Raw genomic sequence first — 24,461 nt, 5'->3', positions numbered from 1 at the left:
AGGCAAGAAAATTTAGATTTAGCTTACGGTTACTAGGAAAGCAGGGTAAGCGCAAGAATCAATAAGCTGTAGCTTATTGAGAAAAAACTGGGTTCATTCTCAACTATTAAACTCTATTGAGAATAAAGTTCTACGAGATTATAGGGGTTTCGAGCCACGATCAACCGATATCCAGCCAATGCACATTATGGGCAATTTTTTCTTGCGCTTACCCTGACTAGGAAAGGCTGTATTTATTGGTAGTCATTTGTTAGTTTTCAATACCCCTTCACCTTTTGTGTTTTCTGTTGCATTTAATAAAACTTAATAAAAAATTGTCGATAACTTAATAAAAAATTTAAATTTGTCTGTGGTAACTGGGTTTAATATCAACAAAACAATAATATCAAGTCTGATAGCATCGATATATAGCAATTTTCATAGTCATGAGGTACAGAGGATTTTTCCTTGTTGCCTGTTGCCTGTTGCCTGTTGCCTGTTGCCTGTTGCCTACTCCCTACTCCCTACTCCCTACTCCCTACTCCCTATTCCCTTTCCTAAAGGACCAATGACTAATGACAACTGAAACCCTTGTCATCGTAACCAGTATTGCACCAGGAAATGTTAAGAAGCAACAAGCCGCTATTAATAGCTGGCTTACTCTAGGATTTGAGGTTGTTTCTTTAAATATTATAGAAGAGATTGAGAAACTCCAGCCTTTATATCAAGACATTAAATTTCACAGAGTATTTCGAGATGGACGAGAGCATTATGGTAAGCCTTATGTTTACATTGATGACCTCTTATCCTATTTGCGTCAGTACGGTAGCCAAATCTGTGGAATTGTTAACGCAGATATTATCTTAAAAGCTGAGCAGGATTTTACAGAATTTATTCGAGAGCAGACTCAAGACTCTATTCTGCTCGCTTCACGAGTCGATATTGATACTGCTGAATCAATCAACGGTGAGATTTACGATGTTGGGGTTGATGTGTTCTTTTTTGAAAAAGAACTGCTGGAAAAATTCCCATCCTCTGACTTTTGCCTTGGTATTCCCTTTTGGGATTTCTGGGTACCAGTGATTGCTTGGCAACAGGGGTTAACCATAAAAGACTTAGTCTCTCCCGTTGCTTATCATGTCAAGCACTCTACCAACTATAGCTACGAAATCTGGCAAAAATCTGCCCTTAAATTTACCAAAATATTTGCTCCATCGCGTTATAATTATTATCAAGAAATAGCTGATATAAATAAAGTAGATTATGACCTAATTGGTCACATGGATAATTATATCGTTAACCAATTTTTGACAATTTATCAAAACAGTAAGCAACCGATTATCTACAAACCCCGATTACCTGATGCTCAGAATCCAGTCTATAGCCATACCAATACTAAAAATCACGATTATAATTCCTTAGTTTGGTTAGCATGGAGCTCTTATTATGCTGGTAATTTTACCACTATGGCTGAGCAGTTAAAAAACTCCCTAACCATTACCCCTTACCAACCAACAGAAACAATTTCTGATTGGATAGAGCAATTTACTACATTTTCAGCTGCTCATAATTCTCCATTCAATTCTTATGCATTCAGTAACCTAACGGAATGGCAATATCTAATACGATCTACTCTGCTTAATCGACCATTTAGTACCTATCAATGGCAACCAAAAGTATCGATAATCACATCAGTATTTAAAGGGGATAAGTATATTGAACCCTTCCTTAAGGATATTACCCAGCAGACTGTTTTTGCTGAATGTGAATTAATATTGGTTAATCCCAATTCTCCTGGAAATGAAGAGCCTGTGATTAAAAAGTATATGACCAGGTATCAGAATATTATCTATATAAAATTGGATGAAGACCCAGGGCTTTATGAAGTTTGGAACATGAGCATTAGATTAGCCCGTGGTCACTATATTACAAACGCTAATCTCGATGACCGCAGAGCGCCCAGACATATCGAAGAACATATGAGAGCCTTGGATGAGCATCCTGATGTGGACGTGGTTTGCGCTCCTCTGAAAGTTACGATGCAACCCAATGAAACCTGGGATAATAATACCGCTCATGCAGTCTGGTATGTGGGATTTCCGGAGTATTTTGGAACTGAAGACTTTTTTCAAGAAAAGTGGTGGGCTGAAGGGGAAGAAAAAGGTAAGATCGGCTCCCAAAATCTTCCCCATTGTATGCCGGTATGGCGGAAGAGTGTCCATGAAAAAAATGGCTATTTCGATGAAATTGGCTATGGCGCGAGTGCTGATTGGGAATTTTGGTTACGTTGTTCAACCAATGGTTCTAAATTCATGCTCTTGAGGGAACCTTTAGGAATTTACCTAGAAGACCCTCAATCCTATAACAGGCGGTTTGAGTCAACGGTTGATTTTGAGAAAAAAATTCTACAGGAGTATTATGTACCGCTAACTGAGGAATCCAATGGTAACGGAAGCCTTGATGTCTCCCAAACTGAAGAGCAGGATTCAGGGTTTGAAGACTCTGGGGATTATCCGAAAAAACTCGATCTTGCTTCTGCTTTACAGTATCATTACGGGGAGCATCGCTCTGGATGGTCTTATGCGATGAATAGCTTGAAAGCCTTACACAATGATGCTGGAATCTTGGTGGATGGCTTCATAGAAAAGAAATTCGCCTGGGGTTCGGATCCTGGAGATTGTAACAACACCCCAACTGCTTATACAGAGCCTTGGATTGGATTCATCCATTGCCCTCCCTATGTCCCTAAATGGTTTCAAGAACACCTGTCACCTCAGGCAATATTTGCAAGTCAGTTGTGGCAAGAAAGTATTAAGTATTGTCAAGGTCTATTTTGTTTGTCTGAAGACTCTCGTCAATGGCTCCAAAAGCAGCTAGATGTGCCAATTGTTAGCGTTATCCATCCTACGGAAACCCCAGATGTTATCTTTTCGATGGATAAGTTTTTGTCAAATCCTGAGCCAACTATTATCCAAATTGGGATTTGGTTGCGGAAGATGCACTCTATCTACTATTTACCGGTAAAAAACTACAAAAAGATGGTGTTACGTAAACCCTATTCCGGGGAGATGTTACACACTGAAAAACAAGTATTTAATTTACAGCCCAATTACAGTTATGTGCAGATAGTTGATTATTTGCCCAATGATGAGTATGATGAAGTCTTGTCAAAGAATATTGCTTATTTGGAGTTGTATGACACCAGTGCCAATAACGCGATCATTGAGTGCATCGTCAGAAATACCCCGGTTTTAGTCAATCCGCTGCCAGCTGTAAAAGAGTATTTGGGCCAAGACTATCCCCTTTACTTCCAGTCTAGACAAGAAGCAGCGGCCAAAGCTGATGATTTTGCTTTAATTGAGGAAACCCACCACTACCTGAAGCAGCACCCGATTAAAGAAAAGCTGACCAGCAATTATTTTTTAAAATCCATTGTTAAATCGGAAATCTATAAACAGTTATCATGAGAATATCCCACAAGCATAAGTTTGTATTCCTCAGCAAACCTAAGTGTGCTAGTACTAGTATTCGCAAGGCATTGGATCCTTACACCGATATTTCCAGTACGGATAAGAAGCGACATTACCATCACCATGTGCCAGCATCTGTGTTAAAGCAGCATTTTGACCGTATGGGTTGGAACTGGAACAGCTACTTCAAGTTTATCAGTATCCGAAACCCTTGGGATATGCTGGTTTCTCTGTACTTCTATGCCAAGCCAGATCACCGAGGTATTTATTGGTGGGAAACAGCAAGAGCAATCCGTGTATCCGAAGACATTATCGAAAAATACCCCTATAACCCAAACACCAGGATGCCATTCAAGCAGTGGATTAAGACAGGAAAATCCTGGGACTTGAAGCAGCAAATATATCTTGATGATTTGTCTACCTATACCCTTCCTTACTATGTTTTTGATGATCAGAATAATTTCCTAGTGGATTATGTTATCCGTGTTGAACACTTAGAGGAAGACTTAGATTTTGTTTCGTCAAAGCTAGGACTAAAGCTAGACTCTTTGAAGATAAATACCAGCAAGCACGACCACTATAGTCAGTATTATGATAGTGAGTCCAAAGCAATAGTATCCGAGATGTTTGAGTATGATATCAACTACGGAAAGTATTCTTTTTAAACTAGGTAATAGGTAATAGGTAATAGGTAATAGGTAATAGGTAATAGGTAATAGGTAATAGGTAATAGGTAATAGGGGGATAACCAACAGGGGGATAGGGTTTGACGGTTTGTTTTATAACTGAATAATATCCAATTTATAGCGTTGATCAGACTTATGAGATAAAGTCAATTTTATTACCCCTACTCCCTACTCGTAAGCATTCAGCTATCAGCCATTGGCCTACGGCCACGCTACTTGAGGTGCTTTTGAATAAAATAGGCTGACCGCTGACTGCTGAATGCTGAATGCTGAATGCTTATCCCTACTCCCTACTCCCTACTCCCTACTCCCTAAAACCCAGAACTTTTTACCTGAAATTAATAACTGCTATAAAATGAGACTATCACACAAGCATAAATTCCTATTCATTGGCAAGCCTAGGTCTGGTGATACTATGATTAGACAAGCACTAGATCCTTACAGTGATAGTGTTAGTACAGATCAAGGACGACACAACCATCCCCATGTGCCAGCATCTATCTTGAAACAGTATTTTAAACGCATGGGTTGGGACTGGAATAGCTACTTTAAATTCACTTCTGTTAGAAATCCCTGGGATATGCTTGTCTCTGTATACTCCTTTGGAAATCCTGATCAAAATGGCTTCTACTTTTGGGAGAAACAACAGTATAATCCCAACAAAAAAATGCCATTTACAGAGTGGATCACTAAGGGAAAATCATGGGACATCAAGGCAGGGAAGCATTTAACTGATTTGTCTGCTTACTCACTGTCTTACTCGGCACTAGATGATGATAACACGTTTCTTGTGGATTATGTTATCCGTTTTGAAAATCTAGAATCAGACTTAACTTTCTTGGAGTCTATGCTAGGACTAAAGCTGAATTGTCCTAAGATAGAGCCACACAAACGGGATGATTACACTAATTATTATAATCAGGAGTCTATAGATAGAGTTGCTAATTTATTTTGGTATGACATTAAGTATGGAAATTATAAGTTTGGGATGGCGTAGGGTGGGTTAGGGGCGGCCAGGATTTTGAGGGATTACCAATCAATTTGTATCCGCACCGTAACCCACCATCTTCGATGTTTTGTACCAGATGCTGTAATTGCTGTTCTGGTTTGGATTGATCAGCAGCGCGATCGCATTATCTAGATAGGGAGTAGGGTGGGCAGTGCTTACCTTCGAGATTGTTAACTTTTAACTTGGTATGAAGATAGGGAGTAGGGTGGGCAGTGCTTACATTGGAGATTGTTAACTTTTAACTTGGTATGAAGCACTGCCCACCTGAGGATTAATTTTATTAAAAATCTAGTAGAGATGTAGTAGGGTGGGCAGTGCTTACCTTCGAGATTGTCAGCTTTTAAATTGGTATGAAGCACTGCCCACCCTACGATTCATTTTATTAAAAATCTAGTAGAGATGTAGGGTGGGCAGTGCTTACCTTCGAGATTGTCAGCTTTTAAATTGGTATGAAGCACTGCCCACCCTACGATTCATTTTAATTAATTTGCTGTTGGTGGGCAGTGCCTAGAAAAGCTATCCCAAGTTTTTAAATTGGTATGAAGCACTGCCCACCCTACGATTCATTTTAATTAATTTGCTGTTGGTGGGCAGTGCCGATTAAATCTACTCTAAGCTTTGTAATTGCTGGGAAGCACTGCCCACCCTACGATTTATTTGATTAAGTTACTGTTAGTGATATCTCCATATTTCGTAATAAAAAAAACTTCCTAAACCCCTTGACATTTTAATTAACTTATTGATATATTAATAAAGTCAGCAAAATTAATGAATAACTGGTCATGACGAAAAATCTTCCGCCTAACTCCGATGAAAATCAGAACCCTGAAAACCCTGGTCGGAAACCTAAGAAAGTCAAGCACATCTTGATCGGTTCTCCTGAACAAGTTCGGCATACTATTTATGCCATTTATGCTCTTAAATACGCCTATCCCGACGAGTGGAGCACTCCCGAACCTACCGAAAACCCTGGTGAGGTTATGACCACCTTGATTCGATATTTCTACGTAGACTAGGATAGGGTTTTGCCAGGGTTTGACGCCCTGGCGACCAGGAATTGTGGAGGTTATTTTTAAGCTATCAGCGTGTCGCGTATCAGCTATCAACCATTCGCGTAGCGTGGCCAACGGCCAAGGCCAATGGCTGACCACTGACCACTGACCACTGACCACTGACCACTGACCACTGACGAATGTATTAGTTGATCAGTAGTTATTCAGATTTGAGTTCAGTTAAGCTGTAATTGTTGACGTTTACACAATAGAATTCGGTCAAGGATTGGGGTTAACCAAAACTTGACCGATTTTTTTTATTGCTATAGTTAAGGTAATTATTAATTTGGTAAGTTACTTTCGTTCCGGGTTTTAGGGAACGCGCACCGTAGGGATTAGGGAGTCCCAGCGGTGAAGAATTCAAAATTCTTGAGAGCAACCGTGAGTTAGTGGATGCAGAGTTATTGCAGGTAATGGCACAAGTAGCAGAACAACTGAGAGCAGAGGGCAAGCAAAACCGTGCTGAGGTTTTACTGGGTCTGAGGAGTGAGCTGTTAGAAATCCTGGGAATCTCAGAAACCCCTAGCTCAGCTAATCCCTCATGCCAAGACTATCTGCAATTCTTGACAGAGGTATTGCTGGCAACTGACAACAGCGATAGCAACCCCAAAGTAGTCTACCCACTGTTGGGAGCCAACCTAGACAAACTGGATGATAACTTTATTGATATCCTGCAAACCTGGGCAAGTGCTAAATTTTCAGAAGCTCAAGCAGAATACATCGCTAAAGTTATTTGGGAATTTAGCAATCTGATCCAGCAGTTTCCTCTAGGCAATAAAGCCAATAACATCGAAATCGCCATTGCTGGTTACAAACAGGTGCTAAAGGTCTTTACCCGTGAGAGTAAGCGGGAAAGTTGGGCAGCGATTCAAACCAACCTGGGGGAAGCCTACAGAAACAGAATCCGTGGCGACAGGGCTGAGAATCTTGAAATTGCCATTACCCAATACCAACGAGCATTGTCAGTTTACACCAAATCAGATTTCCCTATCTATTGGGCAATGACTCAAATCAACCTAGGCGATGCCTACAGAAACAGAATCCACGACCACAGGGCTGAGAATCTGGAAAAAGCTATTGCCCGATACCAACTAGCCTCGTCAGTTTACACTCAATCAGACTTCCCCATTGAGTGGGCACAGACTCAAACTAACCTGGGCAATGCCTACAGTGACAGAATCCGTGGGGACAGGGCAGAGAATCTTGAACTTGCCATTGAAGCATTCCAACGAGCTTTGTCAGTTTACACCCAAGAAGACTTCCCCATGGAGTGGGTACAGACTCAAACTAACCTGGGCAATGCCTACAGTGACAGAATCCGTGGGGACAGGGCTAAAAATCTAGAACTTGCTATTGAAGCATTCCAACAAGCTTCGTCCGTTCGCACCACACAAGACTTTCCCATGGCTTGGGCAATGACTCAAAGCAACCCTCAAAACAACCTTGGTCTGCCCATAATGACAGAATCCGTGGTGATAGGCAAGAGAATCTGAAAAAAGCGATTGTTGCATACCAACTAGCGTTAATGCTTACTATCGCTTTATTACCCACTCCCGACTCCCTACTCCCGATTCCCTAATCCCTATTTCTTTTTAAGAGAAACTAATGATGGGACAAAAGCAGAGAGTCGTAGATGAATTATCTTGGCTTGATTAAACAAGCCATCTTTGATTAAGTGAGGCAGAGCCTGAGGTCTGACATTGTAAATATTGTTGTCTATGACCTTTACTTTGCCTCCTTCTTGCTCGAAGAAACCCGATTGTAATAACTGGTTGAAATAGTACTGGTCACCAAAATGTCCTGCTCTCATATCTGAGTCATCTTGTTCTGACATCAGAGTAATCCAGCCATCAATCATTTTAGTAATGAATTGGCATTTTTTTAAGGCGAATACTCCTGTATTAATGTGTTTATGTGATTTATAGCCAATAAATTTATAGGGTTGTTTACTATAGTCAACATTAGGTTCTTTTGCTATACATAAATAACAGTCATCAAGAAACACAAAAATATCGGAAATATCCCCAATTACCAAGGTATCTGTATCCATAAATAAGGTTTTTTCGTAAGGACTCATTTTCAAGATATCTGCTTTGAGTTTATGAGGATTTTTGTTTCTTTTTAAAGGATAGACTGTACAGCCATCTAACTCCCCAATGGCGCAATCGGTAAATAGGGATATCGGGATGGTAGGATTGGATTTCTTGAAAAATTTATAAGCATTAAGAAATTCTCGTTTAAATTTTTCCCCAATCGCTAAATAAATTACACCACAGTCGTGGCTTGAGGACATCAAGTCATTCTTTTGACTAGGGTTTTCCTGGAAACCTTTACTATGGTTTTTACTATGGTGTTTATACAGACCTTCTAATAAAGCCTCGCCAAAATTATCCTCTGACCACTGGAAGTTAGGGTTAAGGGACATCCCTAAGCGATACTCGGCTACTGCTTCAGCTGCCATGGCTTTTCGGGCTAGGGCTTTGGCTAAGGTGATATGATACTGATGGTGATCAGGGTTGAGGTCAATGGCTTTACGGTAAAATGCGATCGCAGCTTCGAGATGACCTTGTTTCTCCAAGACTTCCCCCAAGTTGTGATGAGACGAAGATATCTTGGGGTTAAGCCCAATCCCACGACGGTAAGCGATAATAGCTTGGTCAAGCTGACTATTTTCTGTGTAAGCTTCCCCTAATTTATGCTGAAAGCCGCAGAAGTATTGTGCCTTTTCTGGTATTGCCAGTAAATCAATTCTCTCAGTGTTGAGGCTGGTCTTTGGTTGTATTGGTTGTAACTCGTAATCATGTCGCCTCAGAAAATCGTAAATCTGATGTCGATTCCCGAGGGTTCGTTTAAATACTTGCTCATTAATCTCAATCACCATCCGAGGTTGATGTTGATATATCGTCTCTTCAGCTCCTTTGAGGGCTTTTAACTCCCAACCTTCTACATCAAACTTGATCAAGTCTAGCTGGGTAAACTCAAAGGAATCTAATGGAACCGCTCGAATGGTTTGTGAGTTATCGGAATAGGAGCAAAAACTCTCTCCTGTGTTTGGTCTAATCACCAAATTCAGGGTTTCTTCTTGGTCTGAAAGGGCATAGTTATAGGATTCTGCCCCTGGTACATTTAATTTGAGACATTCATAAGCTTCTGGCAGGGGTTCAAATGCTAACACTCGACCAGTTATCCCAACTTTATTCAGGTAAGCAATGGTGTGATCGCCAATGTTGGCACCAACATCTATGGCAACACCACCCCTTGGTATATGAGGTAAAATCCCCCTCAACAGTGATTGATCGTGATCTAAGCGTCCTACTTTTGGTATTAATTGAGTCCTATAGGTGTCATTTTCAATTAATGCAATACCATTCCAAAATTTGATTGCCATAGTTAAGTTTTAAAGGGAACAGGGAATAGGGAGCAGGGAGTAGGGAGTAGGGAGTAGGGAGTAGGGAGTAGGGAGTCGGGAGTCGGGAGTCGGGAGTCGGGAGTAGGGAGTAGGGAGTCGGGAGTCGGGAGTCGGGAAAAAATCCTGGGCTTTTCTAGAGTCGTTATGATAAATTAATACCTAAAGTATAGGCAAAAGGCAAAAGGCAAGAGTCATAAATTAGTCTAGTTTATTTAGTTTAGTTTATTAAAACTAGATGCCATTATTCTAGTTTATTATTTAAGACTTTATCAAAAAAAATTTTGCCTATTGCCTATTGCCTATTGCCTTCCCCTCCTGGGAGGGGTTAGGGGTGGGTTCCTCTTGCCTATTGCCTATTGCCTTCCCCTCCTGGGAGGGGTTAGGGGTGGGTTCCTCTTGCCTATTGCCTATTGCCTTCCCCTCCTGGGAGGGGTTAGGGGTGGGTTCCTCTTGCCTATTGCCTCTTGCCTTCAAACTTTTCCCTATTCCCTATTCCCTATTCCCTATAATCCTCAAGAGAATTCTCTCATTTTAAGCCAAAAGGAAGCGCCTCCTTTATTAACACCAGTCATTTCCGGGGATTGCCAAAGGGATGACATTATGGCTTTTAAGTATGGATCGTACCCGATGAAAGCGTTTGGCAAAATAATATCAAATTTACTACCTTCTGCCAAGAGGTAGGCGGCTAATACATACTGTTCAGAATAATGACGCTTTTCCCATTTTTGAGGATAATCATAGGGTAAAAATATATTATGAAATACTACAATAACCCCAGGCTTCAACTTGTAAAAAATATCTAAAAATATTACTGTAGCATCGGAATTCATAAATATTCGATGGGAATTATCTACAAATAATATATCCCCAGATTCCAGTTGATCAAAAATAGCAATATCGACAGTTTCTACGGGCTTTCGAATCACTTCATCACAGATTAAATCAACTTCTGCTCTCGGCTGAGGATCGATAGATATAATCTTAGTGTTTAGCCCACCATCCTTAATCGCTCGCCTAGCGAATTTTGTAGAGTTTCCTGACCCAACTTCAAAATAGAGTTTAGGCTTATTCAAGCGTATAATACTATAAAGGGAGACGGCATCAAGACCAGGGAGCCAGGGATTGAATAATGATGGCTCTGGGGATTGCTCTTTTATGGCTTTATTGGCGAATTTCAGCAGATTTTCCTGGTATTGCAAAAAGCTATTGAGATAAGTTTTGTAAGTGTCTCTACCTCGATTAATTATTTCATACAGCTTGGGATGAGGAGGCTTACCATGCCCATATCTCGATTTTTGATTTATGGGATAATCGAAATATAGGAATGTGCCTTTATAGGATTTTTCAGTTTTCATTTTTAATAGCAGTTATCAATTTGGTGAGGTAGTTTTGTCTTGGGGAGTCGGGAGTCGGGAGTCGGGAGTCGGGAGTCGGGAGTCGGGGGTCGGGAGTCGGGGGTCGGGAGTCGGGAGTCGGGAGTCGGGAGTCGGGGATCGGAAGATAGTCGTGTAGGGAAAGAAGGTAGAGATCGGTGGTCGCCGTAACACTAAAAAAAATGTCACTCGGATTTCACGAGGGATGGATTTTCACCATCATGGTTATCAAGTTGTCATGGTTCTATAACCAAGCAGCTAATCCCCCAAATCCTTTATAGAATATGGTTTCTAGCTAACGAATCACACCAGCACCATTACAATCCGCATTGACATACCAATTCATTGCTGTTCGGTATAAACCGCGTTTCGTTCTTCTCCCTGATGGCTTCCAATCCTTGGGTTTTTCACCATATTTAGGCAGATAGTCACCATCTAAGAACGATGCTTTACTGGTATAGCTTTCCTCTGTTTCTATGAACTCGATTCCATACTGTTGACAAAGCCCGGCTATTCTCTCTTTCAGTCTAGCTGTAGGTATTGGCACAAATTCTGAGTTAGTCTTTTTACCTAGACCTATCTCATTCTTGCCTCCTTTATTCCAACCAAAAATAACTCGACCAATTTTATTTTTTAAGCAATGATTGATAACTATTCTTGCGGCTTTGTTAATTCCATCACGCATTTGACGGTTACGTTTTTCAGTTATCGCCCCTAGGTGCTTAGACCAAAATCCTTGTGGTTTGCCTTGTTTAATTGTTGATATCTGTTTGTTATACCAACGATTCATTGATTTGATCTGCTTACCATCAATAATAAAGCTCGTTCCTACATTAGAAACACAGGTTAGCCAATTATCCAATCCTGGGTCAATCCCAAGTACATTATCTGGTTCTACAATTGGTGTTTCTATTTCTTTTTTATAAACCAACTCAACATAGAAACATCTATTCTTTGGCAGTATTCTTAATTCTCTGATGTCATCAAATTCAATATTGCTAGGAAGAGGCAACCTAAAACTATCAAGCCCAAACCAGCACTTTACTTGTCTGCCCAATGGTATTCTTATGTTTCCATCTATTAATCTTAAAGCTTGCTTGGGATAACTGACCAATGCCAAACCTCCCTTTTTTCTATACTTGGGCAGTCTCGGTCTATGCTCAATCTTCCCTTTTCGGTATGCTTTAATCAATTCTTTGTAGGATTTAAAAGACTCGTAGACCGAACGAAGTATTTGTTGTGCTGCTTGGGAGTGAATTGCCTTATAGTGACGATTGAGCTTGTATTCTTTTTCTAGCTCAAACTTGCTGATGTAGCGATTGGCTTTAAAGTAGATTTGACGAGCAAAGTAGATTCCCATATTTGTCAATCTATGGGATTGTATGCATAAAAAGTTGAGAATTGCCGACAATTCTCGATCTGGATTTAATAAAACCTGCTGACAGCCGTACACTTGAATCACCTCCCTTGCATTTCCCATTTTACCATAAACAGGACACATAAATGTGTCTGCTGTGACGGCTCGCTCGGTTTCATCCCCTGCTTAAAAGACAGGGGCTTTCACCATCGCTTTTCGGTAACAGTGCCGGGAGTCTAGTTCAAGATGTCGGGTTTGGCGCTGCTGCTAGTGTTGTCACTGGCGTGATCATTGACAATGGCTCGGTGGTAGATAATGCGGTTAAAGGTGCTGCTACTGGTCTGACCATTAACCTCCTAGACCGTTAAGACTTTTAACCCAAAGGAAAAACCAATGGGATGGGCAGAGCCGATCCCATTCGCCCCCACCAATTAGGATGCGCTATCACCACTATCGAAACCAAATCCCCCACCTCCAGGGGTCTCAATTACAAACACATCACCTGTATTCATTTCCACTACCCCAGTACTACCCAACTCCTCAACCGTTCCATCCTTCCGTTCCACATAATTTTTTCCCAAAGCACCCGCTTCACCACCATTTAACCCAAAAGGCTTCACCACTCGACGTCCAGATAGAATGCCTGCGGTCATAGGTTCTAGGAAACGAATCTGGCGAATTACGCCATTACCCCCACAATGAACGCCCTTACCGCCACTATCAGGGCGAATCCCAAACCTTTCCAAAAGTACTGGAAATCGCCATTCCAACACTTCTGGGTCAGTTAAGCGAGAATTGGTCATGTGAGTATGTACCGCATCTGTTCCATCAAAATCAACCCCTGCCCCAGAGCCTCCACAAATAGTTTCATAGTATTGATAGCGCTCATTGCCAAAGGTAAAATTATTCATAGTACTCTGAGAAGCCGCCATCACTCCTAAAGCACCATAGAGCGCATCGGTTATTGCTTGGGATGTTTCCACATTCCCCGCTACCACTGCTGCTGGATAACGGGGATTGAGCATAGAACCTTCTGGAATAATCACCTCCAAAGGCTTCAGACAACCAGCATTGAGGGGAATATCATCATCCACTAGGGTGCGGAAGACGTATAGCACTGCTGCTTTGCATACCGCTGACGGTGCATTAAAATTACTGTCTAACTGAGCAGACGTACCGGTAAAATCAATCTTGGCACTACGGTTGTTCCGGTCAATAGTAATGGTGACCTGAATCTTAGCACCCCCATCTAACTGATAGCTGAAACTGCCATCTGTCAGCACATCAATCACTCGGCGCACCGACTCCTCAGCATTATCTTGGACATAACCCATATAGGCTTGCACTGTCTCTAATCCATAGTGGGCTACCATCTGCCGTAACTCTTGTACACCTTTCTCATTGGCAGCAATCTGTGCCTGTAAATCAGCTATATTCTGAGTCAGATTCCGGACTGGGTATTGACCCCCTAAAAGGAGTTCGGTTATTTCATTTTCTCGGAATTTACCATTCTCAACCAGCAGGAAATTATCAATTAATACTCCTTCTTCCTTCACGCTGGTACTATTAGGAGGCATGGAACCAGGAGTGATACCACCGATGTCAGCATGGTGTCCTCGGGAAGCTACAAAGAATAGAGGGGAGAGGGGATAAGGTTCCTTTAGCCCTAGGGAAGAGTTGAGGAAAACTGGGGTAACAAGGGTAACATCTGGGAGATGAGTGCCACCGTTATAGGGATTGTTGAGAATATAGACATCTCCAGCTTTGAGACTATCACCATGGGCATCAATCAAGCTGCGGACACTTTCACTCATTGACCCCAAATGCACTGGAATATGAGGCGCATTGGCTACCAATTGCCCTTGTTGGTCAAAAATCGCACAGGAAAAGTCTAGCCGTTCTTTGATATTGACTGAATAACTGGTATTTTGGAGAGTTGTCCCCATTTGCTCTGCTATGGAACGGAATAGATTGTTAAAGATTTCCAGCATGACCGGGTCAGGATGGGGTGAAGCTTCGACGGTCTTTCCTTGCCGCTGATCTATAGTGCTATTAGTCAAGTTTTCCAGGTTGTCTTGCTGCTCTGCCAAACCAGATTTAACTAAAATCAAATGATTCCGTTCATTCACCTCTGCCTTCCAACCAGGCTCAATCACATTGGTTCCGGTTGCTTCAATAATTAATGCCGGACCAAACACCGAATCCCCTGGCTGCCAATCCTCTCGCCTAAACACAGGGGTATCCCACCAGCGATTAGCGGTATACATCTGCACCGTGGCAACGGGAGCACACATTTCCCCAGTCTGACGAGACCGTATCGGTTCTGTTGGGATAGCCATCTGCTTTACTAACTCTACCGACACCGCTTCGACCATCAACTTTTTCCCTGGCACGATAAATCCATAGCGCTGTCGATGCAATCCCTCAAACTCTTCCGTGATCTGATCAATCCCACCAAACCCAACAACCAAAGCTGAATCGGTGCCTTGATAGCGCAAATGGACTCGCCGAATTACGTCAATCTCGTTACTATTCCGATCCTGGGTATGGTTGTGGTTCAACTCTTCTATTCCCTGAGCCACCAACTTGGCAAAAATTCCCTCTAACTCCAACCCCTCTACTAACTCAGCTTCAACTGACTGTTCTTTCAATACCCTGATATCGGCTAAACCCATGCCATAAGCGGACAATACTCCAGCAAAGGGATGAATGAACACTCGCTTGATGCCTAAGGCTTCCGCAATTAAACACCCATGCTGGCCACCAGCACCCCCAAAGCAACATAGGGTATACTCGGAAACGTCATAGCCCCGTTGTAGAGAAATCTGTTTAATGGCATTGGCCATCTTCTCGACTGCGATCGCTAAAAATCCTGCTGCTACTTCTTCTGGTTTGCGGTTATCCCCAATCTCCTCTACCAATCCTTCAAACCTCTGCCTTACCACCTCAGCATCCAACGGCAAGTTACCATCGGCTCCAAACACCTTGGGAAAAAACCCTGGCTGCAACTTCCCTACCATCACATTGCAATCGGTCACCGTTAACGGACCCCCCTTACCGTAGGAAGCAGGACCTGGATTTGCCCCAGCCGACTCTGGTCCTACCCGATAACGGGCACCATCAAACTGGACAATGGAGCCACCACCGGCAGCTACTGTATTAATTGCCATCATTGGCGTGCGCAGCCGCACCCCAGCAATCTCAGTTTCAAAGGTACGCTCGTATTCCCCGTTGTAATGGGCTACATCTGTAGAGGTACCACCCATGTCAAAGGTAATGATCGTCTCAAAACCAGCAATTCGACTAGTCTGTACTGCTCCGACAATACCCCCAGCAGGTCCTGACAAAATACTATCCTTCCCTTGAAACTGTTGCGCGTCCGCCAGTCCTCCGTTTGACTGCATGAACATCAATAGTCCAGAGGTTTTTCCCCGTAAGCCTTCAGGCCGGGTATATTCAAGGTTATTTTCCAAAGCTTCATTGGTCAAACCGCCAAGCTGCAACTGTTGTTCTACCTGATCTACATAGCGACGGAGAATCGGTGATAAATAGGCATCAACTACTGTGGTATCCCCCCGACTGACTAATTTCATCAAAGGGGTGACTTGATGAGATACTGATATTTGGGTAAAACCAATCTCTGATGCGATGGTGGCTATCTCCTGTTCATGAGTGGGATAGCGATAGCCGTGCATCAAGACAATGGCGCAGCTACGAATACCTTCATCATAAGCAGCTTGCAAGGATTGGCGGGTTTCAAGCAGATTGATGGGGATTAGCTCTTCACCCAGGGCACTGTACCGTTCTTCTATCTCAATCACCCGTTCATAGAGCATTTCAGGGAGCACAATTTCACGGGCAAAGATATTCGGGCGATTTTGATAACCGATGCGCAAGGCATCTTGGAAGCCCTTGGTAATCACTAGGACAGTGCGATCGCCTTTCCGTTCCAATAAGGCATTGGTGGCTACTGTCGTTCCCATCTTGATCGCTTCAATGGCATCACTTGGTATCGGCCTATCAACAGGAATCTCTAAAATCTCTCGAATTCCCTGTACTCCAGCATCTTGGTACCGTTCAGGATTTTCTGAAAGCAGCTTATGAATTATCAACTGCCCATCCGGGCGTTTTGCCACAATGTCCGTAAAGGTACCACCTCGATCAATCCAGAATTGCCAGGGTCCAGTGGAAGTAGTAGTCATATTTGCCCGATTTTTAATAAAACACTAAAAAGATGGGGAAGATGGCGGAGAATTTTCCAATAGTTTCCTTTCTCCATCAGCAACGTCCCAGCAAACTATATTTTCCCTTAAGACAGAGTAACTTAGCATTCCAGAGCCACCAAGCCGAGGTATCACCCGATCGGGGAGTGGTCATTCAATGGGAGCCAGGAATTATTTCTGAGATTGAGCAAACATAGCCCAAGTTGACTCTAATTTAGACTAAAATTAGTTATCCTATGGCAATCCCAAACCTTTACTATTAGTGGTCATGTCTGTTTGATTTTGGTAAAATATAGATAATAATATTGGTATAATTATCTACAATATATGCATCGCTATTTACTGTTCAAAACAATTTTTTGTTGATATTTGTTTTTAACGCGCTAACGCCATCAAAATTAATTATGCAACTAGAAGAATATTTTAACTTTCTGGCTCCCGATGACATTCGTATTAAAGGTCATCGAATTGGGATTGAAACGGTGTTGTACGAGTATTTATTTAAAGAGCGTACTGCTGAAGAAATTGCCAAAATTTACTCAACTTTAACCCTAGAAGAGGTTTATGCCACAATTCTTTATTACCTACAGAACAAAGACACAGTCAGTCAATACATTGCTGACTGGCTAGAGTGGGGACATCAACAGCGTAAAGCTCAAGCCTTGAATCCTCATCCGGCAGTGGCTCGACTCCGGAAAATCAAAGCAGAAAGACAAGCCCAGTTGAAAGGCAATTGAAAAGTTAATTATTATAATTGCACAATGTTCTTATGAACAGGAATATCAAGACCAAATTATGTAAGCATTCAGCGTTCAGCGGTCAGCGGTCAGTAGTCAGCGGTCAGCTTATTTTATTCAAAAGCACATCAAGTAGGGTTCATATAGCGCATCAACTGATGACTGATGACTGATAGCTGATAGCTGATAGCTGATAGCTGATAGCTGATAGCTGATAACTGATAGCTAACCAAATTATTCACTTGCAGATGACTTGAATTAATGAATTATTATAACTAGAAGTCTCAACAATACATTGCTGTTTGTTTGTATTATAATGCTCCTCATCGTAAGCATTCAGCCGTCAGCTATCAGCTATAAGCTTAAGCGGATCACAGGCTAGAAGCCTGTGCCACGGTACTTGAGGTGCTAGCAGGCGCTTTAACTGTACGGGGTCGGATCAGTAAAACGAGCAGGGATTTTCAACCAGCCGTTCCAGCACCTTAAACTTGTTTACTACCTCCCGTTGATTAGCTGACGGCTGACGGCTGATAGCTGAATGCTTACTCCTCAACAAGCCTAAGACTGAGAAGACTAGACTCGTGAAAGCAAAAGCCAAACCCAAGAAACTACTAGGTTTTTTATATACTTGCTTATTCCTTGGTTTAGGAATACTCCCCACAGTAGTCAAACCAAAGCCAGCCCTTAGTGCAGAATACATTTACTTTAACTATGGTCCGTTAAAATTGTCCCTTTCCCGGGAATCTCTGGAAATTTTCGCCAATGAGGGCAGAATTACTAAGGAATTTGAGTTCTACGCCCAAATGCTGAACCCAGAAGCCTTGGAACAGTTGCGGATGCTACTCCAACAGCGGATTAAAATCAGTCCTGTGGCCATCTCCCGCTTAGGTAAATCCCCCATGGGAGAAGCCTTTCTGGAAGGTTTGGGAAAGATGATCAAAACGCACCCTGGTCGCAATGGTTTACATAGTCTTCGGGGGGCGCTGGTTTTGGCAGCAGCTGACTCGGAAGGTCTAACTCTAATGAATATAGTGCGTCAGTTTCCCACCGAGGGGATGTTGATTGATACTGACTATATCTTTGATGTCCGAAAAGAGCTAGCTACCCTATTTCGATATCGAGATGCAGCCGTGAATGCGATCGCAAACCAAGCCACCCGAGAAGCGGCTGCTGAGAATACCATTGATGTCTCCCAGTTAACAGACTTACAACAACCAGGTCCTTATCAATTCACAGAGCAAATCATCACCCTTTCCGGTCGCCGCCGTCAATCTCCTCTAGGTTTATCCGGAGAAACCAAGTTTGAGGTTGCTTTGTACTTACCCAAAGGCAATCCAAAACCAGCCCCCTTAGTAGTCATGTCCCATGGCTTTGCCTCAGATCGCAACCATTTCACCTATTTAGCAGAACACTTAGCATCCCATGGCATTGCTGTAGCCGTGCCTGAACACGTCGGGAGTAATGTTGAATACTCTCAAGCTGTACTACAGGGACTAGCGAATGGAATCAATCCGGTAGAGTTTATTGAACGACCCTTAGATATTAGATATGTGCTCAATGAGCTGGAAGACCTCTCTAAATCTGACCCTAATTTTGCTAATAAGCTGAATCTGGAACAGGTTGGTGTGATTGGTCATTCCTTCGGGGGTTACACAGCGTTAGCCGTAGCAGGTGCAGAAATTAATGATTTAAGACTGCGCCAAGTGTGTCCTGATCAAGACCCAACCTTCAATCTCTCTGTACTGCTCCAATGCCTTGCCAATCGCTTACCCCCGTTTAATTATGACTTGCAGGATCCACGGGTCAAAGCTGTAATCGCTGTTAATCCTATTACCAGCACAGCCCTTGGTCCAGCTAGCTTGGGTAACATTCAAGTGCCAGTCATGATTATGGCAGGTAGCCACGACATCGTAGCACCAACTGTCCCAGAACAGATTCACCCCTTCATTTGGCTCAATACCCCAGAAAAATATCTGGCAATGATTGTTGATGGCAACCACTTCTCCACTAGTGGTGCATCCGGCGACGATTTTGCCCTGTTTCCTAAAGAATTACTTGGTTCCAATCCTCAGGTCGGACTTTCTTACCTAAAAGCCTTAAGCTTAGCTTTTGTTAATACTCATATTCGGGATTTGCCAAACTATCGACCTTACCTCAGTGTTAGCTATGCCAAATTCCTCTCTGAGAATTCCCTAGAGCTACATTTAGTCAAGTCTTTAACGCCAGAACAACTAGAGGAATCCTTTGGTAGTGAACCTCCCCAAAGTATCATACCACAAATCGCAATTGAGCCAATACCGAAGCGTTCAGAAACGGTTTTAGACCAAATTAAACGAACTGGTACCATCAAAGTTGGTATTAGAAAAGATGCTGCTCCCTTTGGCTACATTGATACCAACGGAGATTGGAAAGGGTATTGCTTTGAGCTACTAAATTCCTTAAAAGACAAGGTTGCCGAAGAACTCAATAAACCTATAGAACTAAAAGTTGTTGCCATTCAATCAACCTTGGAAAATCGCTTTGCTATTGTCCGAGACGAAACCGTACATTTGGAGTGTGGCCCTAATACTATTAGGAGTGATATTGCAGGGGTAAAATTCTCAACACCATTTTTTATTACTGGCACACACTTTTTAGTAGATTCTCAACAACCGAGAGTCTTCAATCGTTACCAAAGCCTTGACAGTTTAAAAATTGGAGTGCTTCCCAGTAGCCTCACAGAAACATTTATTGAGCAAACCTATCCTAATGCTCAGAAAATAGTTTTTCCTGGAGACATAGGTAGGTCTCAAGGAGTCAAAGCATTAGTCAATAGCGATATTGATGCCTTTGCCAGCGATGGCATTTTATTAATTGGAGAAGTCACCAGACAAGGACTTTCCTCATCCCAGTACACCTTATCTCCAGATCAACCACTGACCTGTGATTTCTATGGCATGATTCTCCCTAAGAGTGATCCGCCATGGCAACGTATTGTCAACTCCTTTATTGAAGGCGAAAAAGCTAAAGAAATTTGGGGGGGATGGTTTACAAATTTGTTTCCCTATGTCTTATTAAATCTAGAGTATTGTATTGATAAATAAGATGTAAGTCAGTCTAGGATATTCATCATTATTTTTTAGCAGTCACCATAAACGAACGTCGCCTTCCAGGTACTGAACGGGGTGCGATTTGGACAGAGTAACGTCCATAATTTGCTCTTATTTCTCCCGGTTGGATAACTGACGCATTCCACCCATGATCAGCAAATAATTCTTCTGGTGCGTCTGTGCCAAAACGCCAATTTTTACTAATTAATCCCTTCTGAGTTTTGGAGCCTATCTGCCACGACTTTACACTTATTAAATCTGCACCCAAATAACTCCCTTTGACACTGACATCAGAAATTGTTTGCAGTAATGTATTTATCTCTTTTTTATCCATATACATCAATAAACCTTCCATCAACCAAACTGTAGGTTGATTAGATTGATATCCATGATTTTTTAATAAATGCACCCAAGGTTTTTGCAAATCTGTAGCGATGGACTGGCGATGACATTTAGATGGAATATCCTTAAGAATTGCTTCTTTGCGAGACATGATTTCTGGTAAATCAATCTCGTATATACATATTTCAGGTGGTAAGGGTAGGCGATATGCCCTAGTATCGTACCCCACCCCTAGAATTACAATTTGACGTACCTCTGGTATTACAGATATCAGAAAATCATCGAAAAATTTAGTTCGCACTGCCACAAACTGGATGCGAAGGGTATTTGATTTCGGGTCTTTACCGTCTTGTTTTTCCCAAGAATCCATCAAAGACTGTATTTCCTTAGACCCAACTAACTGAGCAGCAAAAGGATCGTCAAAAAGTCGGTCTGCCCTTTTCGATTCAATAGCACGTTTCGCCGCCATTACTACTGCGGTACGACAGACATCATTTTTGATTTCTGGTATTTTTTCGGCTTTTGCTGCCAGTTCGTTTTCCATAATTTACAATTTACTGCTTGATCATGAAATTAAGGACAACCTTGCTGAGATACTGTACCATCGGGCATAGTGGCATTACACAAATTAGCCCCAGTCAAATTAGCCCCAGTCAAATTAGCACCCGTTAAGTTAGCACCGATTAAGTTAGCCTCCGTTAAATTAGCCCCACTTAGATTAGCATTTTGTAAGTCAGCATAACTTAATTTGGTTCTATACAAATAGGTATTACTTAAATCAGAGCTAGCCATGCTCGCACCGGTTAAATCCCCTAAACTTAATGTGGCTCCTTTTAAATTAGCCTCATATAAGATTACCACAGGAGCAAAAACCTTATCTAATTTAGCCTTTTCCAAGGTAGCCGATGTTAAGTCAGCATCAAATAAACGAGCAGCTACTAAATTAGCATTTGTCAGGATGGCTCGTTCTAAATTAGCGAGAGTTAAATCTGCTCCCTGGAGATTAGCATTGGTCAGATCCGAACTTACTTCTTCGGTGGCTCGTCGTTGGTAAGATTGAAGTTTAGGGTTAAGTAGAATACTATTTAGATAAGCCCCTGATAAATTAGCCCCTCTTAAATTAATACTTCTCCAATTACAGTTACTAAAATTCCCAAAGCTCAAATCACGACCACTTAAATCATCGCCTAGATCGCAATTAGAAAAAGTGTTAGATTGGGCTTGAGCTGGCAACCCTAGACAACCGAGACATAAGAGAGAAGAAACTAGAGTTGAAGAAACTAGAGTTATTGTTTTAAGCACCATAGTCATATTGAGTAGTTAGGATTGAATCTTTAGAGCATGAATTAAGACAGAGTCAAATCTAGAGCCATCCCTGTCAGAGTTGTGAGAGTAGTCAGTTGGAGCAACGGATGGTTAACGGATGTAACCAATGGAAGTATGGAAAAATCTAGAAGTCTCGCAAGATGGCGAAGAAGTTATCCAGAGTAACACGGATTTCTATGAGGTTTGACTTCGGATTGCTATAATAGTATACAGTAATTTCGATGTGAAAGTAGGATTGATCGGAACGTCGCACCAGGGAATAGGACACCAGTAGAGTTTTTTCGCTAAACTGTACACTCGTCAACAGTAATTGACCATGAATCCAACTCCCCAACTAATCCAAAACATTTTAAAATGGATAGTAGCCTCTGTCCTAATCCTGAGTCTCTTCGGATGTGCCGCCCTTCTAGACCAGTTAGGAATCGGGAATTACGCTGTCAAACGGGTATCTGACGGGGATACCATTCTCGTCGCTGACAGGTTTGGCAAGGATGTCAAAGTTCGGTTTGCCTGTATCGACGCTCCAGAAATTGCCCATTCCAAAAAAGAGAAGCAAAGCCGCAAATTGGTAGACAAAAGTCAATTCAAATGGGGAAATAAAGCCAAGGAGCGACTTCAGGAACTGGTTAAACAAAGCGATAATCAGGTAGTTTTGACTGTAACTGATACTGACCGCTATGGGCGCAGCGTCAGTGAAGTACGCTTAACCGATGGCACCTTTGTCCAGGAAGTGCTAGTAAAAGAAGGACTAGCACAGGTATATCGCCCCTATCTGAAAGATTGCCCCAGTGCGGAAATGGTCGATAGTGCTGAAGCCAATGCCAAACGATATCGGCGAGGGTTGTGGCGAGACCCTAAGTTTGTTCCAGCTTGGGAATATCGTAGTTTAGCAAAAACTAAATCCTCCTCCTGAGTCGGAGAGTGTTTAGTCCTCTGAGTCTTTAGTCCTTAGAGAATGTTTGTTAAACTTTGCTTAAATCCTTGCCTAGGGTGGGTTAGGCGGCGATATCTGTCAAAGCTCACCTTTTAAGAGAGCTGTCCGCCGTAACCCACCAATATTCAAGACTATAGCTGTCTTAAGATTTACTTTATAAACCGTCTCTTAGTAGCTAGCCAATAGCCAGCCAAAAGTCTATTGGTAGTTACCACTAATGAATGAGTAATTTACTCATATAGGGTTTGTAAATCAGATGTAAACCTAAGAGGTATTTTTTTATTATCCAATAAAACTCCGGAGCTCTTTCCCCTCTTGCCTTTTGCCTCTTGCATGCATGCCTTTTCCTGCAATTGGTGTGTTTACAACCCATATACAAACGCTATAAATGTTGCAAAATGTTAAGTAAGTGATCAAAACTAAGATTCAAAACTGATGGTACTCTTCGGATTTAAGAAAAAGCTGACCGTGCCTACTCCTGAGGAAGCCTTACCCGGACGCTCAGAACTCATGCCAGTACCCGAGCGTCACTACGTCAACGGCAATCCTCTCAAACCCCCTTATCCTGATGGATTGGAAATGGCGATGTTTGGCATGGGATGTTTTTGGGGAGCAGAACGCCGATTCTGGCAACAAGAGGGAGTGTTCACTACCGCAGTAGGTTACGCTGCTGGCATTACCCCTAACCCTACTTATCAAGAGGTCTGTACAGCCATGACCGGTCACAATGAAGTGGTGCTGGTGGTATTTGATCCAAAGGTAATCAGTTACGAAGCACTATTGAAAGTCTTCTGGGAAAGCCACAATCCCACCCAAGGCATGCGCCAAGGCAATGATACTGGTACTCAGTACCGTTCAGGAATTTATACCTATTCCGAAGACCAAAAGAAGCTAGCGGAAGCCTCACAAAACGCTTATCAGCAAGCTCTGAAGGTCGCCGGTTATGGTAATATTACCACAGAGATTCTAGATGCTCCTGAGTTTTATTACGCAGAGGGCTATCACCAGCAGTACCTGGCTAAAAATCCTAATGGGTATTGTGGTTTAGGTGGGACGAATGTGAATTGCCCTGCAATTTCATAAGTCATCACTTCTGTGGTTAACACTCATCAGTAATTAGTCATTTGTAAGTACCAAGAGACTTTGGTGGATTACAAATGACTAATGACTAAATGCAGCAATTCAGTTGACTAGGAAAGGGTGGGTTTTGTAACGTTTGTAACAAGGTTGTTTGTCTTGGGCTGATACATAAGCTAAACCCACCCCTACAGAGTGAGTGGAGTTTACACTAGTTCCTGGTGCGAAACTAAAGTTGCTAAACCGACATAATTACTGTCAATAGCGCTAAGTTTCTGGGAATCTTCTTAAATTGATATAACAGCTCTAAATTGCTTTAAGTACTTTCGTCCTGGGTTTTAATGATCTTCGGACCAGAGAACAGCTAGTGGGGTGCTCCGGCGCGGGGAGGGGGGAGT

General features: G+C 42.3%; 20 protein-coding genes. 12 read left to right on the top strand and 8 right to left on the bottom strand.

Going from position 1 to position 24,461, the window contains the following annotated elements; all coding sequences use genetic code 11:
• Window positions 1-425 precede the first annotated feature (425 nt).
• The 6 genes from F6K63_RS11425 to F6K63_RS11400 all read left to right on the top strand — a co-directional run bounded on the left by F6K63_RS11425 (window position 426) and on the right by F6K63_RS11400 (window position 7,689).
• On the top strand, window positions 426-551 hold the full coding sequence (locus tag F6K63_RS11425; protein WP_287312140.1) for a hypothetical protein: 126 nt from the start codon (window positions 426-428) through the stop codon (window positions 549-551).
• A 3-nt stretch (window positions 552-554) separates the two neighbouring features.
• Complete coding sequence (locus F6K63_RS11420) at window positions 555-3,446, top strand: glycosyltransferase (protein WP_287312138.1); 2,892 nt, start codon at window positions 555-557, stop codon at window positions 3,444-3,446.
• Complete coding sequence (locus tag F6K63_RS11415) at window positions 3,443-4,114, top strand: sulfotransferase family 2 domain-containing protein (RefSeq protein WP_287295384.1); 672 nt, start codon at window positions 3,443-3,445, stop codon at window positions 4,112-4,114. The genes F6K63_RS11420 and F6K63_RS11415 overlap by 4 nt, the downstream gene beginning before the upstream one ends.
• A 280-nt stretch (window positions 4,115-4,394) precedes the next feature.
• A complete protein-coding gene (locus tag F6K63_RS11410; protein WP_287312137.1) occupies window positions 4,395-5,132 on the top strand; it encodes a sulfotransferase family 2 domain-containing protein in 738 nt (245 codons plus the stop codon).
• A gap of 794 nt (window positions 5,133-5,926) precedes the next feature.
• A complete protein-coding gene (locus F6K63_RS11405; RefSeq protein WP_071986844.1) occupies window positions 5,927-6,160 on the top strand; it encodes a hypothetical protein in 234 nt (77 codons plus the stop codon).
• A 425-nt stretch (window positions 6,161-6,585) separates the two neighbouring features.
• Complete coding sequence (locus tag F6K63_RS11400) at window positions 6,586-7,689, top strand: tetratricopeptide repeat protein (RefSeq protein ID WP_287264788.1); 1,104 nt, start codon at window positions 6,586-6,588, stop codon at window positions 7,687-7,689.
• Window positions 7,690-7,778: 89 nt separating this feature from the next.
• On the opposite strand, the gene F6K63_RS11395 is transcribed toward F6K63_RS11400, so the two are convergent.
• On the bottom strand, window positions 7,779-9,584 hold the full coding sequence (locus F6K63_RS11395) for an FkbM family methyltransferase (RefSeq protein WP_287264789.1): 1,806 nt from the start codon (window positions 9,582-9,584) through the stop codon (window positions 7,779-7,781).
• A 316-nt stretch (window positions 9,585-9,900) separates the two neighbouring features.
• On the opposite strand from F6K63_RS11395, the gene F6K63_RS11390 reads away from it, so the two are divergent.
• Window positions 9,901-10,140 (top strand): hypothetical protein, encoded by a 240-nt coding sequence (locus F6K63_RS11390; protein WP_287264790.1) that lies wholly within the window; start codon window positions 9,901-9,903, stop codon window positions 10,138-10,140.
• On the opposite strand, the gene F6K63_RS11385 is transcribed toward F6K63_RS11390, so the two are convergent.
• The 4 genes from F6K63_RS11385 to F6K63_RS11370 form a co-directional block, all read right to left on the bottom strand.
• Window positions 10,118-10,960, bottom strand: a complete 843-nt coding sequence (locus F6K63_RS11385) for a class I SAM-dependent methyltransferase (RefSeq protein WP_008181867.1) — start codon at window positions 10,958-10,960, stop codon at window positions 10,118-10,120. The two genes, F6K63_RS11390 and F6K63_RS11385, sit on opposite strands and share 23 nt — an antisense overlap.
• 15 nt (window positions 10,961-10,975) lie before the next feature.
• Window positions 10,976-11,167: a hypothetical protein gene (locus F6K63_RS11380; RefSeq protein ID WP_287312135.1), complete on the bottom strand. Its 192-nt coding sequence runs from the start codon at window positions 11,165-11,167 to the stop codon at window positions 10,976-10,978.
• A gap of 106 nt (window positions 11,168-11,273) precedes the next feature.
• Window positions 11,274-12,431: an RNA-guided endonuclease InsQ/TnpB family protein gene (locus tag F6K63_RS11375; protein ID WP_502708303.1), complete on the bottom strand. Its 1,158-nt coding sequence runs from the start codon at window positions 12,429-12,431 to the stop codon at window positions 11,274-11,276.
• A 335-nt stretch (window positions 12,432-12,766) separates the two neighbouring features.
• Window positions 12,767-16,537, bottom strand: coding sequence for a hydantoinase B/oxoprolinase family protein (locus F6K63_RS11370; protein WP_287312132.1), 3,771 nt, complete (start codon window positions 16,535-16,537; stop codon window positions 12,767-12,769).
• A 41-nt stretch (window positions 16,538-16,578) separates the two neighbouring features.
• On the opposite strand from F6K63_RS11370, the gene F6K63_RS11365 reads away from it, so the two are divergent.
• The 3 genes from F6K63_RS11365 (at window position 16,579) to F6K63_RS11355 (ending at window position 20,378) form a co-directional block, all read left to right on the top strand.
• Complete coding sequence (locus tag F6K63_RS11365) at window positions 16,579-16,755, top strand: hypothetical protein (protein WP_287312130.1); 177 nt, start codon at window positions 16,579-16,581, stop codon at window positions 16,753-16,755.
• A 207-nt stretch (window positions 16,756-16,962) separates the two neighbouring features.
• The gene (locus F6K63_RS11360) at window positions 16,963-17,295 is read left to right on the top strand and encodes a DUF433 domain-containing protein (RefSeq protein WP_287312129.1); all 333 of its coding nucleotides are present in this window, start codon (window positions 16,963-16,965) and stop codon (window positions 17,293-17,295) included.
• A 581-nt stretch (window positions 17,296-17,876) separates the two neighbouring features.
• Window positions 17,877-20,378, top strand: coding sequence for an alpha/beta hydrolase (locus tag F6K63_RS11355; RefSeq protein ID WP_287312127.1), 2,502 nt, complete (start codon window positions 17,877-17,879; stop codon window positions 20,376-20,378).
• A gap of 28 nt (window positions 20,379-20,406) precedes the next feature.
• Here F6K63_RS11355 and F6K63_RS11350 read toward each other — a convergent pair whose 3' ends face one another.
• The 3 genes from F6K63_RS11350 to F6K63_RS11340 all read right to left on the bottom strand — a co-directional run bounded on the left by F6K63_RS11350 (window position 20,407) and on the right by F6K63_RS11340 (window position 22,356).
• On the bottom strand, window positions 20,407-21,270 hold the full coding sequence (locus F6K63_RS11350) for a class I SAM-dependent methyltransferase (RefSeq protein ID WP_287254356.1): 864 nt from the start codon (window positions 21,268-21,270) through the stop codon (window positions 20,407-20,409).
• 29 nt (window positions 21,271-21,299) lie between these two features.
• Window positions 21,300-22,031, bottom strand: a complete 732-nt coding sequence (locus tag F6K63_RS11345) for a pentapeptide repeat-containing protein (protein WP_287254354.1) — start codon at window positions 22,029-22,031, stop codon at window positions 21,300-21,302.
• A gap of 145 nt (window positions 22,032-22,176) precedes the next feature.
• A complete protein-coding gene (locus F6K63_RS11340) occupies window positions 22,177-22,356 on the bottom strand; it encodes a hypothetical protein (protein ID WP_287312125.1) in 180 nt (59 codons plus the stop codon).
• Between the two features lie 12 nt (window positions 22,357-22,368).
• On the opposite strand from F6K63_RS11340, the gene F6K63_RS11335 reads away from it, so the two are divergent.
• Both F6K63_RS11335 and msrA read left to right on the top strand, forming a co-directional pair.
• A complete protein-coding gene (locus F6K63_RS11335; protein WP_287254350.1) occupies window positions 22,369-22,965 on the top strand; it encodes a thermonuclease family protein in 597 nt (198 codons plus the stop codon).
• A 456-nt stretch (window positions 22,966-23,421) separates the two neighbouring features.
• Complete coding sequence (gene msrA / locus F6K63_RS11330) at window positions 23,422-24,069, top strand: peptide-methionine (S)-S-oxide reductase MsrA (protein WP_008183085.1); 648 nt, start codon at window positions 23,422-23,424, stop codon at window positions 24,067-24,069.
• The last annotated feature ends 392 nt before the right edge of the window (window positions 24,070-24,461 follow it).

It is taken from the genome of Moorena sp. SIO1G6 (assembly GCF_010672795.1).
GTDB classification, from domain to species: Bacteria; Cyanobacteriota; Cyanobacteriia; order Cyanobacteriales; family Coleofasciculaceae; genus Moorena; species Moorena producens.
Note: the sequence above shows the minus strand (reverse complement) of the source record. Positions and strands in the feature narration are given on the sequence as shown.

Bases quoted from the DNA above. Each gene is read 5' to 3' on its own strand.
- msrA (WP_008183085.1), top strand. From the start codon at position 23,422: ATGGTACTCTTCGGATTTAAGAAAAAGCTGACCGTGCCTACTCCTGAG.
- F6K63_RS11335 (WP_287254350.1), top strand. From the start codon at position 22,369: ATGAATCCAACTCCCCAACTAATCCAAAACATTTTAAAATGGATAGTA.
- F6K63_RS11360 (WP_287312129.1), top strand. From the start codon at position 16,963: ATGCAACTAGAAGAATATTTTAACTTTCTGGCTCCCGATGACATTCGT.
- F6K63_RS11345 (WP_287254354.1), bottom strand. From the start codon at position 22,031: ATGGTGCTTAAAACAATAACTCTAGTTTCTTCAACTCTAGTTTCTTCT.
- F6K63_RS11370 (WP_287312132.1), bottom strand. From the start codon at position 16,537: ATGACTACTACTTCCACTGGACCCTGGCAATTCTGGATTGATCGAGGT.
- F6K63_RS11350 (WP_287254356.1), bottom strand. From the start codon at position 21,270: ATGGAAAACGAACTGGCAGCAAAAGCCGAAAAAATACCAGAAATCAAA.
- F6K63_RS11420 (WP_287312138.1), top strand. From the start codon at position 555: ATGACAACTGAAACCCTTGTCATCGTAACCAGTATTGCACCAGGAAAT.
- F6K63_RS11410 (WP_287312137.1), top strand. From the start codon at position 4,395: ATGCTGAATGCTGAATGCTTATCCCTACTCCCTACTCCCTACTCCCTA.
- F6K63_RS11365 (WP_287312130.1), top strand. From the start codon at position 16,579: ATGGCGGAGAATTTTCCAATAGTTTCCTTTCTCCATCAGCAACGTCCC.
- F6K63_RS11415 (WP_287295384.1), top strand. From the start codon at position 3,443: ATGAGAATATCCCACAAGCATAAGTTTGTATTCCTCAGCAAACCTAAG.
- F6K63_RS11385 (WP_008181867.1), bottom strand. From the start codon at position 10,960: ATGAAAACTGAAAAATCCTATAAAGGCACATTCCTATATTTCGATTAT.
- F6K63_RS11425 (WP_287312140.1), top strand. From the start codon at position 426: ATGAGGTACAGAGGATTTTTCCTTGTTGCCTGTTGCCTGTTGCCTGTT.
- F6K63_RS11395 (WP_287264789.1), bottom strand. From the start codon at position 9,584: ATGGCAATCAAATTTTGGAATGGTATTGCATTAATTGAAAATGACACC.
- F6K63_RS11405 (WP_071986844.1), top strand. From the start codon at position 5,927: ATGACGAAAAATCTTCCGCCTAACTCCGATGAAAATCAGAACCCTGAA.